Raw genomic sequence first — 17,272 nt, forward strand, 5'->3', positions numbered from 1 at the left:
GCCGCTACGCTTGCTGATCCTGCGCAATAAAATTTCATGCTTTGTGCGCTGGTTGTTGGCAACCGGGGCCAGTCCTGCTAAAACGTTCGTTTGATATCATTTTCCCCAATTTTGAATGGCAGAGAATCATGAGTGACAGCCAGACGCTGGTGGTAAAACTTGGCACCAGTGTGTTAACAGGCGGATCGCGCCGTCTGAACCGTGCCCACATCGTAGAACTGGTTCGCCAGTGTGCGCAGTTACATGCCGCAGGGCATCGTATTGTTATCGTTACCTCGGGCGCTATTGCCGCCGGACGTGAGCATCTTGGTTATCCAGAACTCCCGGCAACCATTGCTTCTAAACAGTTGTTGGCGGCGGTAGGGCAGAGCCGATTGATTCAACTGTGGGAACAGCTGTTTTCGATTTACGGTATCCATATCGGGCAGATGCTGCTGACGCGTGCGGATATGGAAGACAGAGAGCGTTTCCTTAACGCCCGCGATACGTTGCGCGCGTTGCTGGATAACAACATTGTTCCCGTCATCAATGAGAATGACGCTGTAGCGACCACGGAAATTAAAGTCGGTGACAATGACAACCTCTCGGCGCTAGCGGCGATTCTGGCCGGGGCCGATAAGCTGCTGCTGCTCACCGATCAGCAGGGGCTGTTTACTGCTGACCCACGTACCAACCCGCAGGCAGAACTGATTAAAGATGTTCACGGCATTGATGATGCGCTGCGTGCCATTGCCGGGGACAGTGTTTCTGGTCTGGGAACGGGCGGCATGGGCACTAAGCTCCAGGCTGCAGACGTTGCCTGCCGCGCCGGCATCGATACCATTATTGCCGCGGGCAGCAAGCCTGGCGTCATTGGCGATGTGATGGAAGGTATTTCCGTCGGCACACGTTTTCATGCCCAGGCCTCTCCGCTGGAGAACCGTAAACGCTGGATTTTTGGTGCTCCACCTGCTGGGGAAATTACCGTCGATGAAGGCGCAACCTCAGCCATTCTGGAGCGTGGCAGTTCATTACTGCCAAAAGGTATTAAAAGCGTGACAGGTAACTTTTCTCGTGGTGAAGTGATTCGTATCTGCAATCTCGAAGGGCGTGATATTGCCCACGGAGTTACCCGCTATAACAGCGACGCGCTACGCCGTATTGCCGGACACCACTCACAACAGATTGACGCGATTCTTGGCTATGAATACGGCCCGGTTGCCGTCCATCGCGATGATATGATCACCCGTTAAGGAGCAGGCATATGCTGGAAAAAATGGGCATTGCTGCCAAAGCAGCGTCATACAAACTGGCGCTACTCTCCAGCCGCGAAAAAAACCGCGTGCTGGAAAAAATTGCTGATGAACTGGAAGCACAAACGGAAAGCATACTCAGTGCGAACAAGCAGGATGTCGATCAGGCACGTGAAAACGGTCTGAGCGAGGCGATGCTTGACCGCCTGGCGTTGACTCCCGCGCGTCTGAAAGCGATCGCTGACGACGTACGCCAGGTCTGTAATCTCGCAGACCCGGTAGGGCAGGTGATGGATGGTGGTCTGCTGGATAGCGGCCTGCGTCTGGAGCGCCGCCGCGTTCCTCTGGGCGTAATTGGCGTGATTTATGAAGCTCGTCCTAACGTGACGGTTGATGTGGCCTCTCTGTGCCTGAAAACAGGCAATGCGGCGATCCTGCGTGGCGGAAAAGAGACTTACCGTACTAATGCGGCGACCGTCGCGGTGATTCAGAAGGCGCTGGAAGCCTGTGGCTTACCGGCAGCGGCCGTACAGTCGATTGATAACCCGGATCGTGCTCTGGTCACTGAAATGCTGCGTATGGATAAGTATATCGATATGCTGATCCCTCGCGGTGGCGCGGGCTTGCACAAACTATGTCGCGAGCAGTCGACGATCCCGGTAATCACTGGCGGAATTGGTGTCTGTCATATCTATGTTGATGATAGCGCTGAGATAGCACCGGCGCTGAAGATTATTGTTAACGCTAAAACCCAGCGTCCAAGCACCTGTAATACCGTTGAAACGCTGCTGGTGCATCAGAATATCGCTGAACGTTTTCTGCCTGCGCTGAGCAAGCAGATGGCGGAAAGCGGTGTGACGTTACATGCAGACGAGGCGGCGCTGGCATCACTGCAAGCGGGACCTGCCAACGTGGTGGCGGTAAAAGCGCAAGAGTACGATGATGAATTTCTGTCGCTGGATCTGAACGTGAAAATCGTTACCGATCTGGATGATGCCATCGCCCATATCCGTGAGCACGGTACTCAGCATTCCGATGCGATCCTGACGCGAACCCTGCGTAATGCCGATCGTTTCGTTAATGAAGTGGACTCTTCCGCTGTGTATGTTAACGCCTCTACCCGTTTCACCGACGGTGGCCAGTTTGGACTGGGCGCAGAAGTCGCCGTAAGTACGCAAAAATTACACGCGCGTGGCCCGATGGGGCTGGAAGCGCTGACCACATACAAGTGGGTAGGCTTTGGTGACGACACGATTCGTGCGTAATTGAAACCGGGTGATGCAAAAATAGGCGTTTGATTCGCAAGGTTAATGCATCGCCCGGTTAGTTTTACCTTTTACCCCTAACCCGCATTTGTTTTCAGTTCTGCATTTTATTAATCATCCCATCCAGACGGATTTTTATCCATGCTCTCCTTTGTGTCAGAAAGGTAATATTTCACAGAATTTTCTCGCGCAGGCATGAATTTTCCTGACCTGCGGTTCATGTATTGTTTCCATGGTCCGATCTATTAGAATCAGTCTCATTTTTATGAGGAGTTGTTGCGTGAAATCGGATATTCACAAACATAGCATCCCTGTTGTGCCGCTCGGCAACCCGTTTCCCCCCCGCCATTGCTCGCTGTGTCCAAAGGGATCGGCGATTGATCGTGATAATGAATATAGATTAATAGACAAAAGACGGAAGTTTAAAGCGGGTGACACAATTGCTCGGCAGGATGAAGCTGCGGACATGTTTTTTGTTATTCATGAGGGGTATTGCAAGTCCAGCGTGGAATGTGGCGATAACGTTTTTATCAGTCGCTTTTATGTTCCGGGAGATATTATGGCGCTGGATGCTGTTGAAGGCAGAACGTATCTGACAACTATCAAGGCCGCAACGGCTGCAGAGGTATGCCATATTGATATTGCGCGGTTGTTCAAGGTAGCAGAAAAGGACACTTCAGTTGCTGCGGCAGTCATCAAGTTTCTCTGCAGGGATAATGGATTCATTGTTGAAAAAAGGCGGCGTTACGCAAATAAACACGCCGAGGCCAGAATTGCTGCTTTCCTGGTGGAGTTTTACGAGATGCATTTACGGATTGGCAGGCCAGAAACGACGCTTAAGTTGCCATTCTCTCGGGAGGAAATTGCCAGCTATCTCGATCTAAAAATTGAAACTGTCAGCCGCTCATTAAAATCACTCGAACAACAAAATTTGATTACCTTACATCGGGTACGCACGGTAACAATAAATAGTTATCTGGGTTTAAAAGGTTTTAGCTAAATCTCTCTTCGCCGGGCATTATTTATCTCTTGATACACTAGGAATATTCTATTTATGTGGAAAATTCCTAGTTTTATTTTTGTGAAATAATTATCAATTCGAATACTAATCCTACAGGTTATCGTCTTTTTTATAAGAATATTCCCCCTCATCTAAATATTTCATGAGAATTTTCTTGTTGGGTTAAAAATTTAGCATAATTGCAACAAACAATAAGCATTATAGAGAAAGCATGGAGGTGTTAATTATCTTTATGTTTTGTAAGGATTTTGATGGGATTATATTTGTATGATCTTTTTGATATTTATCAAAAATATAAAAAAGATAAATTGTTTGGCATTTCTTATTTTCTCGGATGATAATTCTGAAATTTGGTGTGTTATGAGTAATTATGTCTTAGGAAACTTCTTAGAGAGTTTTTTTGCGGGAAAATTCTTATTTTTTTTGTAATTTTGCGTTTCAGGGTTTGTTGAGATGTTATTTGATTCAACTGATAATTTTTTGGCGCGGCAATTCTGGCTCGCAATTAATGGAACCGCTGGAGTGACTTAATAATAAGACTCGGTGGTGAGTTTGTTCTTAGGAGAAGATAAAAATGAAAAAATTATTATTAGTAACCTCTCTGGCTTCTGTATTTGTTGCGGCAAATGCAATGGCAGATGTTACTGCTTCTGCAACGGCCTCGTGGGACGCGACGGCAACAAAAGATACCACCAGCATGTTGGTTGTCACCCCGCTGAACTCTTTGACTTTCCAGTATGCTGAAGGACTGAATGCTTTCAACTCTCAAGACGGTGCTTTTGATGTGACCATTCAGGGTCAGGAGACGGCAACTGATTTTGAGCTGACAGCTCAGATCATTAGCAACACTCTGACCAACGCCAGTGGTGATGCTTCTACACTGAACGTAGGGGTGGCATGGAATGGCACCGCGCTGACTAATGCATCAGATACTGTCCTGGTAAACTCCAGCTCAACTTCTGGTCTTGAAAGCCTGATGGCTGATGGTGCTTATAACGGCACCGCCCGTGTCAGCGATCAATCCAACTTCAAATTCACCATCGCGTCAGCGACTTCCAATGGTAGTACGCAGGTAACGGATTACTCTGAACTGCCGGACGGTTATTGGACTGGTGATGTAAAAGTACAGTTCAATGCAACCTGGACGACTCCGGCTGCCTAAGCAATAAAAATTCGGGAGAATTTTTTCTCCCGAATTTATCAGGAATGGTGTCATGAAAAAATATTTACCGGCAGCAATGTTGGTAGGGTTAGTAGCATCTTTTCCCGGATGGGCAATTAATGTCGGTGAAATCACATCGATAATGACTTCTGCTGAGAGTTCATTATCGAAAGAAATTACCAATACGACAGACTCGGCACGTTATGTCAGCGTTTCGGTAAAACAATTGTCATCCCCTTTGGCGGGTGGTGTCGAAATAAAACCTGTTAATTCCGGAGAATTACTCTCTACACCAGCCAATCTAATTCTCCCTGGTCAGGCGAAGGATGTGTTTCGCTTTTTTTATAAAGGGCCAGCAGATGATATTGAGCGTTATTATCGTCTGCAATGGGTAGATGAACCGGTGACCGAGAGCGCGGAAACTCGGGCAAATAAAATGGCTGTTGCAACAGCGTCAGCTGAAATTGGCACTATCCTGGTGGTCGCTCCGCGAAAAGAACATTTTGAATATAGCCGAAATGGCGACGTTATTACCAATACTGGCAATGTTTCGTTTCGCGTGATCGCCTATGGGGCTTGTAAGGATAAGGCTCGTGATCAGGGGCGAGGCTGTCGCGAACGTTATTACATTATGCCTGGTACGAAAATAAAATTACAGTTTACCGACATTAGCAATAGTCGTTCACGCATCGGTATCTGGCACGGTAAGCAGTTTATTACAGTGAAGTGATGGTCAATAGCAGCCATCTGTACGGGATAAATAAAAATACCGGAATGTAAGGATGCATATGACAACAACAAATATTGTCGGCGGTAGCATTTGTTTTTTTCTTGCGCTGACACCAGGATTTTCACATGCAGCCCCAGTAAAAGTGGGCAATTACGTTATTCCCAGCGCTTTCGCCCGTTCACTGGAGCAGGGAATGACGGTGCCGGTATATATTCGTTACAACGAGACTGACGAGAAAAGTCAGCAAAAAATTGCCGATGCGGTGATTTCGCTTGTTGATGGCAATATTACAGTAAAAGCTCTGACTCTCGCTGAATTGCCTAATAATGCGGTGTTATCTGGAAAAACACGCGCGATGGTGGAAAAAATTCGTGATGTGAAATTTCATGATAACACGAATATAGAGCTATCAGATGACGCGCGCCTGCAACTCAATGTCTCTTCATTTCACCTGGAGATGATTGTCAGCAAAGATGCCTTAACTGAAGCGATTGTCGCGCGAAGCAGTCTGCTTGGACCTTCCAGCGTGGACTCTCTCTCTAACGTCCTGAACTATAACTTTGGTTCTTACTACAACGATTATCGTAGCGGCAGCAGTACCCGCAGCTATCTGACGATGGACAACACAACATCGCTGCGTGAACACCATATCAACATTAATGGTTCGTTCTACGGCATAGGTGACAGCAATGGTACCAGTAAACTATACCGTGCGATGTATGAGCGCGATTATGAAGGGTATCGACTGGCGCTAGGGATGCTGGACACCTGGAATGTCCAGTCGATTGCCAGCCTGAATGCGCTTAATGGCGGTAAAATTTATGGCGTGAGCTACGGAAACAAAGGAAGTACCGTTGTTGAAAATACCGCGCTTTCGCTCACACCGATCACCGTATTTTTGCCAGCAGCTGGTGAGGTTCATGTATTCCGTGACGGGCGTTTGCTCAGCGTACAGAACTTTAATATGGGCAGCTATGAAATTGATACCAGTCGTTTTCCGTATGGTGTTTATGACGTCACGGTAGATATCGTGGTTAATGGCCGGACAATTAATAGTCGTATTAGCCGGGTTAATAAAATCTTTGCACGCCAACAAGCTGCCGGAATTGATCAGCTCTCATGGCAGATTTTTGGTGGCTCACTGGATTACGACCGTGTGAGCTATAAACGTAACCATTATCGGGATTTGGGCAGTGAGCAGACCTGGATTGCCGGAGGGGCTGCATCGGTGACGCTGGCGATATTGTCGGGGTTAGGTCTGAAATCGACGATCTACGGCTTTGGCAATAATATGGTCAATGAAACGGACGTCACGCTCAATGTGAATGAATACGTAAGCATTGGCAATCAGACGCTGGTGGCGAACGATTCGTCATGGCGAAACATCAGTAACATCAATCTCAATGTACCTGAGGGATATGGTTCTCTTTGGGCATCTCGTGAAGATAGTAAAATTGGTGATCGTCTGCCCATGCAGGAGCGTGACAATTATTCCATTGGTGGAACTCTTAACCTCGGAAAGTTTATTCCTCATGGAGGCTCGCTTACTGTTAGTCAGACGGAGAATCGTTACTCGGGAAATAAATACCGTAACCTGGACTACAGCACAACCCTTTATTCTGGCAGATATGCCTCGGTTGGGTTACGTGCAGGTATTCAACGCTATTACTACAACAACCGAAATGACGATGGACGTCAGGAACGTTATGTCAGCCTGGATTTATCGTTACCGTTGGCTTCGTGGTTGAGCATGGGGGTCTCCCGGGATCGCTATGGCAGCACCCAGGGTAATCTCAGTGCACGAAAGCAGTATGCTGAAGGCCCCATCAAATCGGTCGGATTGTCGGCATCAACACGTCTGAGTGGTGAACAGTATTACGATAACAATTACTCTATAAACGGGAATCTGAGTTATGACACGAAATATAACGCAGGCACCGTATCGGTAACGCGTTCCGCAGACAACTCCACCAATATGAACTTCTCTTCTCAAGGTTCCCTGGCGTGGGCAGGTAAAGATTTTGGTCTGAGTAAAGAGAGGCAGCGGTCTGGCGTCATTGTGAAAACAGATTTGACCGGCGAGGGGAAACTGGCTGCGAAGATTAATAACCGTAATTATATTCTCAGCGGCAAATCAAATTTCATTGCACTGCCGCCTTATGCTCGGTACAAGCTGGAGATCCTCAATGATAAAAACTCTGAAGATAGCTTCGATATTGTTTCAGGGCGTAAGCAGGAACTGACGCTATATCCGGGCAACGTGGGTGTTATCAACCCTGAAGTGAAAAGCATGGTCACCGTATTCGGGCGTATTCGTTACCCCAATGGGCAGTTGGCTGCAAATACCGATATCCATAACCACATCGGTAAAACGCGTACGGATGAAAAGGGTGAGTTTGCTATCGATATCGATAAGAAGTATCCGGTCATTACGTTAATTTCAGCCAATGGCAGCATATGCGAAGCCGATCTCGATTTGGAAAAAACACGCGGTGCAGCGTGGGTTGGTGATGTGAAATGTGCAACGCAAACCACGATGGCGCAGAGGTAATAAAATGAAAGTATTAATTAAATTAGCTACTGTAATCTGTGCTGTGGGGAGCTTCGCGCCTGTGCCTGCTTTGGCTTTGAATGCAATCTCTTCCGGCTCAGTCAGTAATAACTATTTGTTTATTGAAAATGCCATTGATAGTGAATACTTTATTACCCCCTCGTTACTCGATCCGCGTTTCAGCGGGTCAAACACGTGGATAAAATACGGTACCTCTCAGGTGAGTCTCGGGTATTTAGGTTTTGTCGGCTGGACTGCGCCTGGAAATTATTATCAGGACATGTGGATTGATAATTCCCCGATTAATGGACCTTTTCGGGGGATCCGTTGTTATAGTGGCACCCAGTGTCCATCAACTGGGTTTATTGCCGGGCAAGGCACTGACAAAAACGGTTTTTATCATGCGCAAGTAGGGTCTGTCGCAGGCGTTATTGGTGGCGCCTACGGATTCGCCTCTCTGACTGATACTGCCTATGAATACTTTCGTAATGTGCCTACCGGTAGCAGCGAAACCTATGTGTTCAACCGCTGTTATACTTCTGTAAATTATGATTATTCTTCCGGGCAACGCTGCAAAGACCAATCCACTGGATTATGGAATTACGTTAATTACACGTTAACCAAACGCGGGCATCTGTCACTTGTTTCGACTAATGCATTTCAAGAACTTTGGGTTGCCAGCGACGGTACCCCGAGCATTACCAAAGACTCCGGTTATTGCGAGCTTGGCGTGGTAGGTAGCACAGACGGCGTGATTTGCAAAATGGTGAGTTTTAACCTGCAACAAACGGCAAACCTAACCACCTCCCTGACATTTCGCGCTTATGTTGACACGGCGATGCTTGGTTTTACACCAGGAGCGGCCACAGTGAGATACTCCGGGAATGGTTCAAACTGGTATAACTATAATACTTCAACTGTTTATTCCAACGTTTTCACGACTTCTGGAGAGTACATTTATATTTTTCTGTCGAAAGCATTTCTGAAAAATCTCGTCGATTCAGGGATCAGCATTACTAACAGTCAACCGTTTACCTTCGGTTTTTATAATGGCTTAACACCAGAGTCAGGGCACTACCAGTTTACCCCTTCGCTACAGCTCAATATTGTGCCGAAGGAGTATGGGATCAGTATCATCTCTTCGGATAACACCGCTTCTGCGAGCGGCAGTGGCACGATTGGCGATGCCGCTCCTATTGAAATGGATTACACCGTAACCGTCTCGGGTCCCCGTCAGGCCGATAGCATTACGGCACAAGTTATCGGGGAGAGTACGACGATAAATAGCGTGCCTTACTGCCTGTTTACCTCTACGCAAGGAGGACTGTCCGTCCCAATCCCCGCCTTTCTTCAGTACAACAGTCAATCGGGGGGCGTGGTGCAGAAACGAAATAGCTGTAGTGAAGCGGCAATCAACATGAGTGATGCGCAGTGGCAACAGACGCCCTGGGACGCAAATAACAACGATGACGGAAGTTACTATGCTACTGATTTGAAGTTGCTTTTCCCAATGAATGATTCGCGTTCGATGTTAACCGTTACCGGTACAGACTGGGAAGGTGTCGTCAGTGCCAGTGGTGAGATAAAAGTAACGGCGAATTGGGTGGGAGTGACGCCATGAGCCACTGCCGTCTGGCACTTAGATGGGCATTTATCTTTCTTTCCGGGCTGGCTGCATTCTCCGCACAGGCTGTCTACCTGGAGTCGACCATTTATGAGATGCCATCGGATAAATCGTTTATCAGCAAACGAATCTATAACGATAGCCAGAAACAGAATTTGTATAGTATTGGCGCAGTAAAAATTGATAAACCGGGACCGGGAGGTGAAAACAGAGGTGCCATTGCTGAAGGCGAACTTCTGTTTACACCGCTGAGTTTTTCACTGGCACCGCAGGCGAGCGAGTTTTTTAAGATTTTCTACCGTGGTCCGCAGGATGATAAAGAACGCTATTACCGAATTCTGTTTCGCGAAATGCCGATAACGTTGTTTACCGAGCGTAATCAAGAGAAAGGAGGGCAGGCTCTCCCTGTCATCGCTATGGACACAATATTGGTTGTTCGCCCAAGGGAAATGAATCTGGCTTATACCATTGATGAGGCAAACGGGACACTGAAAAACACCGGGAATACTTTTTTTAAAATCATCATACACCAGGGGTGCAACTCAACCGATGATGAAGCCACCATGCGTTATGTGTTACCGGGGGAAAGCTGGCATAGTAACGAACTGAAATCAAAAAACCGAAAATTTATCGTTGCGCTGCAGAAATACATACCTGTGGGCCAGGGGTGCTTCAAACTCAATCAATAGTAAGCATTGAGTCTGATCTGATATGCCATGATTAGATATTGAACCTATACTGTAACCATCTATATAAAATGTAGTAATCAGCTCAGCACAGATGAGGCTATGGTTATTTGTTTTCAATATCACGGTATTTAAGAGCCAGTAGTATGAAAAGTATAATTAATGAACAGGTTGAGTATGATTCCACCAGCAAAAGCCTGAAACATCGCGATACTACAATAATCCTTTCGGCGTCTACAGTGAGACTACTTGAGTTATTCATTGCCCATAAAAATCAACAACTCCATCGCGATTTTATCATTGAAGAAGTATGGGAAAAGCATGGTATGGCTCCATCGGGTCATAGTCTTAATAAAAGTATCAGTATTTTGCGAAAAGCCTTTAGTGAGTTGGGGGCGGGAAATCCCATTGAAACGTTGCCCCGGCAGGGATTTTTGTTCCATGCTTCGATCAGCGACGAATCGGCATCTTCCAGTGGGGATGAAGTTGTGAGTTTGGTATCTGAAACGGAAAAAGTGATCTCATCCGTAAGACCTAAGCGTAAAAATATTATGCTGCTCATTTTATTATTTTTTTTACTTGGGAGTGTTTTTTTTATATTGCCAGTTTTTAATTCAGGTACCACGAATTTTATCTATATTAGGGCAATAGGTGATTGTAAACTTTATACTGCAGATGACAATAACGCTGATAAAACTAAAGCGTTTTTATCTTCTGATATGTGGCGAAAAGTGAATGCGGTTTGTCATGATGGTAAAAAAACGATTGTTTTTTATGATGACAATAATTTATCAGCAGGTAACTCTCTTAAAGAGAACTTTCTCGGAATTTGTTCGCTAGGTAAAGGAGGTGCTGCCCATGAATGCGAAAACTTTATTTATTAGTGTGGGTGTCATCCTTGCAATAATAGCAGCATTCTATCTTTATCATCATCATGATTCGGAGACGCTGACCTGTTCTGCCAAAAATTATCTGCATCTGGAGGAGCAAACTCAGGGTGTAAAGATTGAAGGTGAAGTTCTGCTGGTTTTTCGTATTTCTTCCGCTACAAAAGGGCGGGTATCTCAGGTGGGAAGCCTTAATGTTCAGGGTAAACATTACGCCGTAGATCGTAATGTCGAATTGAACTTTATAGGTAAAGATCGCGATGGATACCTACAGACCCGCCGTGTGGCTACCGTCAAAAATAAAAATGATAATGTCCCTGATGAAGTTACAGACCTGCTCATGTCACGTCAGGATATTTTCTATTACAAGATCATTCATATCGCGGGAAATGTTTATGCGATAAGAGATCTGCGACGTACGCTCATGGTTTGTCGGGCAGCATGAATTGCAATAAAGTATTATTTCCACGGTTGTTTGTGGTTGTATATTTTGTTGCTGTTTGAATTGTGGTTTTTTATTTTGCCTTGCTGTGAAAGTGAGTAAAAGGATTTGTACTTATAAAACATTAGGAATTTTCCTTTTTTAATATTTAAAATGGCCTTACCATTTGTTGGGAATACTCATGTGGATAATCGTGATTATAAACTCTGAAACTACGTGATATGACTTATGGATAAAGTTAATTTGCGAATCGCATTATAATTGCTGGAGGCTGAAGGTGTTGTATATTCTCTCGTTTATAAAACGAGGGACCTGCTATGCCATAAATTTAAGTTGGTGGTAACTATGAATACGAAAAAGGTTTTTCTGCTCAGTTATGATATTTTTCTTTTCTCAGGAATAAAAGCATGGTTGCCAAATCTGGTGTTGGTCGATGCGCGGACATTTATTTCTGGTACGCCGTCAGTTACTCTACAATATCCGTCCTGTTTGCTGGTTATCGATAACCGGTTACCATTATTCCTGGTCAGAAAGTGGTTCCAGAGAAACAGTACACAGTTTATTAATATAAATTGTATTGTTCTTCGGATGAATGAAACCCGTCCTGTTAATCGGGGGTACGAGGAGTATGCCTTTATTAGTGGACGGGAGTTGTCGGATCAATTGATTTCTCAGCTAAGAGCCAATCTAATGGAACCTAATGAGGTTGTGGAAGTCACTAAAGGTTCAACAATGTTTACTTTTCATTTGACTGAATTTGAAGAGGAAATGCTGTATGCATCATTCACAAAAGAAAAGTTGCACGATTTTTGTATTGCTAACTCGCTAACAATTAAGTCAGTGTATCGATATCGGGAAAGAATTACTGCCCGACTAGGATTTTCTCATTTTAATGAGGTTGTCATTTTTTTGACCAGGAATAATTTATTGCATGAAGATTATCCGACAAACAGTCATTCTGCAGAGAATATAATTTACGGTGATGCATATGATGCCTCAGATTCTAGTAGACTGAGTATGGCAATAAGGAATGAAGAAATCATTCCTTATTTTCAACCCATCGTAAATATTAGTGGGGACGTCTGTGGTGTTGAGGTTTTAGCTCGCTGGCCACAGGGTCATAACTATGCCATTTCTCAGCGTGAGTTTATTCCGCTGGCAGAGAAAAGTGGTTTAATTAATGAGCTGACGAGCTATTTAATGACCACCGTTGCGCGTGTGCTGGTCGACGGAGGTGAGGGTATCAATAAAACTCTATTCGTCTCATTTAATGTTAGTCCATCTGGTTTAAGCAACCCCGTCTTTTATTGGGAATGCCTTAATTTCATGGAAATAACGCAAAGGCTACCGATTAAATTGATGATTGAAATAACCGAAAACCAGACCCTCACTATCACTCCGGCAATCAAAGAGCTGATACGATCACTGAGAAACAGAGGGGTGCTGTTTGCTTTAGATGATTTTGGGACTGGATACGCTAACCTCTGCTATCTCAATGAGTTAGAACTAGATGTTATAAAAATTGACAAAACGTTCATCAAGGCTATTAAAGAGGTTGAGCAACATATTCCTATGCTCGAGTCAATCATTCACCTTTCCGGACTCTTGGGATTGCGTATGGTCGCGGAGGGCGTTGAATACGGCTATCAGCAGCAGTGGCTGGGAAAAAATAATGTTGATTACCTGCAGGGTTATCAATTTTTACCGCCAGTGACGTTTGATGATTTTATCCGGTATTACAAGCAGTCTGTAAGTATGTTTGAATCAGTGTCTGACTCCACTTTCTCAACGTAGAGCCTTTCGGGAATGAGAAGGGCATAAGACTTAGTACGTGCGTGTGTTAAAAGCCGTATGGTTATCTACACTATTTTTATTTCCGGAGCATCAGGGGCAAATGCCTCCGGTGCGGTTTTTTTGCAGAGACAGGCACGATAGGTTTTGCCTGTCTGGTTAAGGAGATATCTTGTTGCGAGCGAAGCATCATTTGTTTATTTATCCCAAACGGGTTATTCATAGCTGTGTAAGTGTTAATCGCTAAAGTCCCGAGGTTAGCCCGTAGCCATGCGTAATTTCCTGATAAAATTAAGAGTATGGTTTCCGCCACCGCTGATCTTAGTACTATTCCTCGTCGCGGATGCGTTGACGCTGAGCCAGCGTTTTTCTTTCGGCGCGGTGAATACCGCGTTAAGCGTATTGCTGGCGGTTGTCAGCCTGGCGATGATACTTCATACCGCGTGGCAGATGCGGATGAAACGTACGACGCTCAACCCGCTTCATGCAGAAAAATCGACCACGCTTGTTACCAGCGGATGTTACGCCTGGAGCCGCAACCCGATCTACCTTGGTATGAGTGGACTCCAGTTGGCCTTTGCTCTCTGCGTCGGGAGCATTGCCGGGATACTGGCTGTACCGCTGTTTATGCTGGTAGTTGCCAGATTGCATATCGATTTTGAAGAGGAACAACTGCGAAAACATTTCGGGCTGGAATGGGAACATTATGAACGGCAAGTTCGTCGTTGGTTATAGTAATACCCGGTGATCTCGAATATAGCTATTGCCAACGGGAAAAGCGATGCAAGCGCTCCGCTGTGTCTGTGATGGCGTGTGTGGAAGCACTGACCATATACAAACGGGTAGGCTTTGTGACGACACGATTCGTGCGTAATTGAAACCGGGTGATGCAAAAATAGGCGTTTGATTCGCAAGGCCATTGACGCGTCGCCCGGTTAGTTTTAACCTTCTACCCCGTGCTCACATTCGTGGACATGTCCTTTTCAGGGCCGATATAGCTCAGTTGGTAGAGCAGCGCATTCGTAATGCGAAGGTCGTAGGTTCGACTCCTATTATCGGCACCAGTAACCACGCGACCTCACGCGATATTCACCAAGTTTGCAAACGTGCCTTGTGCCATATTTGTGCCTTTCCCCGCCAGGAATGAGTCTATTTGCATGGCATGCTGCGTCAGGTGATTCGGTGCCAGGTGCGCATAACGTTGCACCATCTCGATGCTTTCCCAACCTCCCATTTCCTGCAGCGCACTGAGTGGCACGCCGGACTGTACAAGCCAGCTAGCCCAGGTATGTCGCAGGTCATGGAAGCGGAAATTTTCTATTCCAGCCCGTCTTAACGCTGCGCGCCATGCCGTGTTAGCATCAGACCGCATTTTGCGCACCGCCTTTGTTCTCGTTCCATCCGGGCGAACGGATGATTCAGTATGAACAAAAACCCACCGGTTATGTTTCCCCAATTGATCCCGCAGCACCTTACAGGCTGATTCGTTCAGGGCGACCCCAATCGCCCTTCCTGCTTTTGCGTCCTCTGGGTGAATCCACGCGACCTTCCTCTGCATATCAATTTGCGACCACTCCAGATCAGTGATGTTCGATCTGCGCAGCCCCGTCGCCAGTGCAAAAATAACAACTGGCTTCATATGCTCGGGAAGCTCCCGGATCAGGTTCGCCGCTTCCTCTTTGGTTAGCCAGCGAATACGCTTATTTTTCGGCACCGGGCATTTGATATTCGGCGCTTTGGCTATCCATCGCCATTCGTTGGCCGCGCATCGCAGTAATGCCCGAATGAAAGCGAGGTGTGTCGCCTTGGTGGCCGCCGCCGCCGCTTATCCTTGAATTCAGGAACCGGCTTCCCCCTTCTCAGCAGACTATCCCGCTTCGCCTCCCAGTTCATACGATGCTTACGATTAACCATCGTGCTCACTGCCGAGAGTATTCTATCCTCGGTGATTGCCGATAAATCCATTCCTTTGAAATGCAATCTCCAGAAGCCGATCCGGCTTTTGTCATCATCCAGACTTTTCTTGTGCTGCTTTTCGTTAAGCCAGCGAACGCACGCTTCATCGAACGTTCGTGGCTTAAATTCCCCCATTTTATCAACTCGCCATGCCTCGGCTTTTAGTTGATCATAGAGTTCCTGCGCTTGCCTTTTGTCCGTTGTCCCAAGAGACCGTCTAATTCGGCTTCCACCAGGCGTAACGAAGTCACAGTGCCACGTACCGGCACGTTGTTTGATTGACATGCTTTATCCTCCTGCACATCAACCGCATTCACGGATTGATTGTGGATCGGGTTCTTCACTGCCGCAATACAATCTGTTTTGCAGATCAGGTATGGGCTTTTTTTCTTATGTGGATTTATTCGGGTTGCAGCCAGGCGACCAGACTTAATCCACTGAGCAATCGTGCCTTTGTCCACTTTAAGGAAGGCGGCAGCCTCATCTCTGGTGAATACTTCTTCTTCCATCGATGTTCTCCAGTGGCCCCATGTGGGGCCAAATTGATAATTCGTTATCAGGCAACTTGACCCGGTAGCGCGCGCAGCCGGCGCATACCTGTCATTGCCGTGGCCACATAGCTCGCCTTACGGTTAACCACCTCAACCCAGACCTTCACACCTTCAACTCTCACCGTGTATGTCTCCTTCATCTTGCTGCGCCCGTAGTCGCCGTAGCGTTCGTGATGAGTAGCCAGCGCGATGTCGCATGCCTGACGCGCTAACGGGGATTGCTGATTACCTCGGTTAATCAGTCGCATTACATCTCCTCAACGGGAGGGCGAACCCTCCCAAATCTGTTAGCCCACGTATTCCGGTTTCATATCTGCCAGGGTAATGCTGAACTTATCGTGCAGCTCGTCGCCCAGATGACGTTTCGCCGTTGCCAGAACTCGCTCAACTTCCCCGAAACGCGCTGCTGCATCCGGTTCGTCCGGAGACGGTAGGGAGTTGATTGCTGCTTCGACCTTGTTACGTGCATCAACCAGGTAATAGCGCTTCACTGCTTTGTTCTTCAGTTCGGTGAACAGGGCTGAACCCAGTGTGGCCTTCGCACTTTCGATATCAGCGCGTAGTGCTTTGGCGCTATCAACATCCTGTGCGGCATCGATGCGTTCGCGGAAACCATCTGCCAGTGAGTCGATGTTTCCTGATTTTTCCTGCTTGCTCTGCGTGGTTGTTATGGTGTCACCTGAAATTTCAGACAGGCTAACGTGTTGCACCGGAACAGGGTTAACTTCTCGCTCTTCACGGCGATCATCCAGTTCATCAGGGGTATACACGCCGAGAATTACATCCGGGCAGAACAGTCTTGCCCAACGTTTCACGGCGAGATAAGCGAGCTGCTGGCGAGGGTCGTCAGCCCAAAGCGTTGAATTACGAGTCCTTGCTTGTGCCAGCAGTAGATCAAGTTCCCTCGGTTGATCTTCACCTTTCAGTGTTGCGCGGATGATGATGCCAATGCCCGTTTCGTCAGCAAGGGTCCAGCCAGGAACACGGTATTCTCCTTTGTCGCCTTTACGAATCTGGAATTTCCCGACTACTTTTTCCCATGGTCCGTACCACTCATATTCAAAGCGGTTTGCCAGCACGCCGCTACGTGAAATCACGGCATTTACCAGTTGCGCCTCGTATCCGAGAACGCCGTTAATCAGGTGCGTTTTCTGCGCTACGGCAAAGGGATTCATCTGCCATTGTGCCGCCTGCATCGCTACTGCCATGCAGTCTGCCTGATTTCCCTGCAGGTGTCTGGGGACTGTCGCGGCACCCTGCGCCATTATTTGAGCAAATGCGCTGATGGCGTTCAGATACTGGGAATCAAACAGGGCCACGTTGGAGTTAATTACGGCGTTCTGGTCAGCTACAGTTACATTAGTGTTTTGCATC

General features: G+C 46.8%; 15 protein-coding genes, 1 tRNA gene and 1 pseudogene. 13 read left to right on the forward strand and 4 right to left on the reverse strand.

The genetic code is table 11. The features are described from left to right. The first annotated feature begins 128 nt into the window (after positions 1–128). The 13 genes from proB (at position 129) to LG384_RS04450 (ending at position 14,455) form a co-directional block, all read left to right on the forward strand. Positions 129–1,232 carry a glutamate 5-kinase gene (proB, locus tag LG384_RS04390; RefSeq protein ID WP_225760501.1) on the forward strand — a complete coding sequence of 368 codons (1,104 nt, stop codon included), beginning with the start codon at positions 129–131 and terminating at the stop codon, positions 1,230–1,232. An 11-nt stretch (positions 1,233–1,243) separates the two neighbouring features. Then, positions 1,244–2,497 (forward strand): glutamate-5-semialdehyde dehydrogenase, encoded by a 1,254-nt coding sequence (proA, locus tag LG384_RS04395; RefSeq protein WP_045440254.1) that lies wholly within the window; start codon positions 1,244–1,246, stop codon positions 2,495–2,497. A gap of 280 nt (positions 2,498–2,777) precedes the next feature. After that, positions 2,778–3,497 (forward strand): Crp/Fnr family transcriptional regulator, encoded by a 720-nt coding sequence (locus LG384_RS04400; RefSeq protein ID WP_048222009.1) that lies wholly within the window; start codon positions 2,778–2,780, stop codon positions 3,495–3,497. 595 nt (positions 3,498–4,092) lie between these two features. After that, positions 4,093–4,680, forward strand: coding sequence for a common pilus major fimbrillin subunit EcpA (locus LG384_RS04405; RefSeq protein WP_045440258.1), 588 nt, complete (start codon positions 4,093–4,095; stop codon positions 4,678–4,680). Positions 4,681–4,732: 52 nt separating this feature from the next. After that, positions 4,733–5,410: a hypothetical protein gene (locus LG384_RS04410; protein ID WP_045440260.1), complete on the forward strand. Its 678-nt coding sequence runs from the start codon at positions 4,733–4,735 to the stop codon at positions 5,408–5,410. Positions 5,411–5,468: 58 nt separating this feature from the next. Continuing rightward, a complete protein-coding gene (locus LG384_RS04415; RefSeq protein WP_225760502.1) occupies positions 5,469–7,961 on the forward strand; it encodes a CS1-pili formation C-terminal domain-containing protein in 2,493 nt (830 codons plus the stop codon). A 4-nt stretch (positions 7,962–7,965) separates the two neighbouring features. After that, positions 7,966–9,582: a fimbrial protein gene (locus LG384_RS04420; RefSeq protein ID WP_225760503.1), complete on the forward strand. Its 1,617-nt coding sequence runs from the start codon at positions 7,966–7,968 to the stop codon at positions 9,580–9,582. Then, the gene (locus tag LG384_RS04425; protein ID WP_225760504.1) at positions 9,579–10,274 is read left to right on the forward strand and encodes a fimbria/pilus periplasmic chaperone; all 696 of its coding nucleotides are present in this window, start codon (positions 9,579–9,581) and stop codon (positions 10,272–10,274) included. The genes LG384_RS04420 and LG384_RS04425 overlap by 4 nt, the downstream gene beginning before the upstream one ends. 143 nt (positions 10,275–10,417) lie before the next feature. Further along, positions 10,418–11,155 carry a winged helix-turn-helix domain-containing protein gene (locus tag LG384_RS04430; protein ID WP_225760505.1) on the forward strand — a complete coding sequence of 246 codons (738 nt, stop codon included), beginning with the start codon at positions 10,418–10,420 and terminating at the stop codon, positions 11,153–11,155. Beyond that, positions 11,130–11,603, forward strand: coding sequence for a hypothetical protein (locus tag LG384_RS04435; RefSeq protein ID WP_225760506.1), 474 nt, complete (start codon positions 11,130–11,132; stop codon positions 11,601–11,603). Before LG384_RS04430 ends, LG384_RS04435 begins: the two co-directional genes overlap by 26 nt. Before the next feature lie 342 nt (positions 11,604–11,945). Continuing rightward, complete coding sequence (locus tag LG384_RS04440; RefSeq protein WP_200013305.1) at positions 11,946–13,394, forward strand: EAL domain-containing protein; 1,449 nt, start codon at positions 11,946–11,948, stop codon at positions 13,392–13,394. 267 nt (positions 13,395–13,661) lie between these two features. After that, the gene (locus tag LG384_RS04445; RefSeq protein WP_225760507.1) at positions 13,662–14,126 is read left to right on the forward strand and encodes an isoprenylcysteine carboxylmethyltransferase family protein; all 465 of its coding nucleotides are present in this window, start codon (positions 13,662–13,664) and stop codon (positions 14,124–14,126) included. 253 nt (positions 14,127–14,379) lie between these two features. Then, positions 14,380–14,455, forward strand: a tRNA-Thr gene (locus LG384_RS04450). Positions 14,456–14,469: 14 nt separating this feature from the next. Here LG384_RS04450 and LG384_RS04455 read toward each other — a convergent pair. The 4 genes and pseudogenes from LG384_RS04455 to LG384_RS04470 all read right to left on the reverse strand — a co-directional run bounded on the left by LG384_RS04455 (position 14,470) and on the right by LG384_RS04470 (position 17,271). Beyond that, positions 14,470–15,626: pseudogene (locus LG384_RS04455) on the reverse strand (site-specific integrase). Beyond that, positions 15,509–15,856 (reverse strand): helix-turn-helix domain-containing protein, encoded by a 348-nt coding sequence (locus LG384_RS04460; RefSeq protein WP_225760508.1) that lies wholly within the window; start codon positions 15,854–15,856, stop codon positions 15,509–15,511. Before LG384_RS04460 ends, LG384_RS04455 begins: the two are co-directional and overlap by 118 nt. 47 nt (positions 15,857–15,903) lie before the next feature. After that, complete coding sequence (locus LG384_RS04465) at positions 15,904–16,146, reverse strand: DUF4060 family protein (protein ID WP_225760509.1); 243 nt, start codon at positions 16,144–16,146, stop codon at positions 15,904–15,906. Positions 16,147–16,185: 39 nt separating this feature from the next. Beyond that, complete coding sequence (locus LG384_RS04470; protein ID WP_225760510.1) at positions 16,186–17,271, reverse strand: RecT family recombinase; 1,086 nt, start codon at positions 17,269–17,271, stop codon at positions 16,186–16,188. Between the last annotated feature and the right edge of the window lies 1 nt (position 17,272).

The sequence above is a fragment of the Citrobacter sp. Marseille-Q3906 genome (assembly GCF_916618775.1).
GTDB lineage: Bacteria > Pseudomonadota > Gammaproteobacteria > Enterobacterales > Enterobacteriaceae > Citrobacter > Citrobacter murliniae.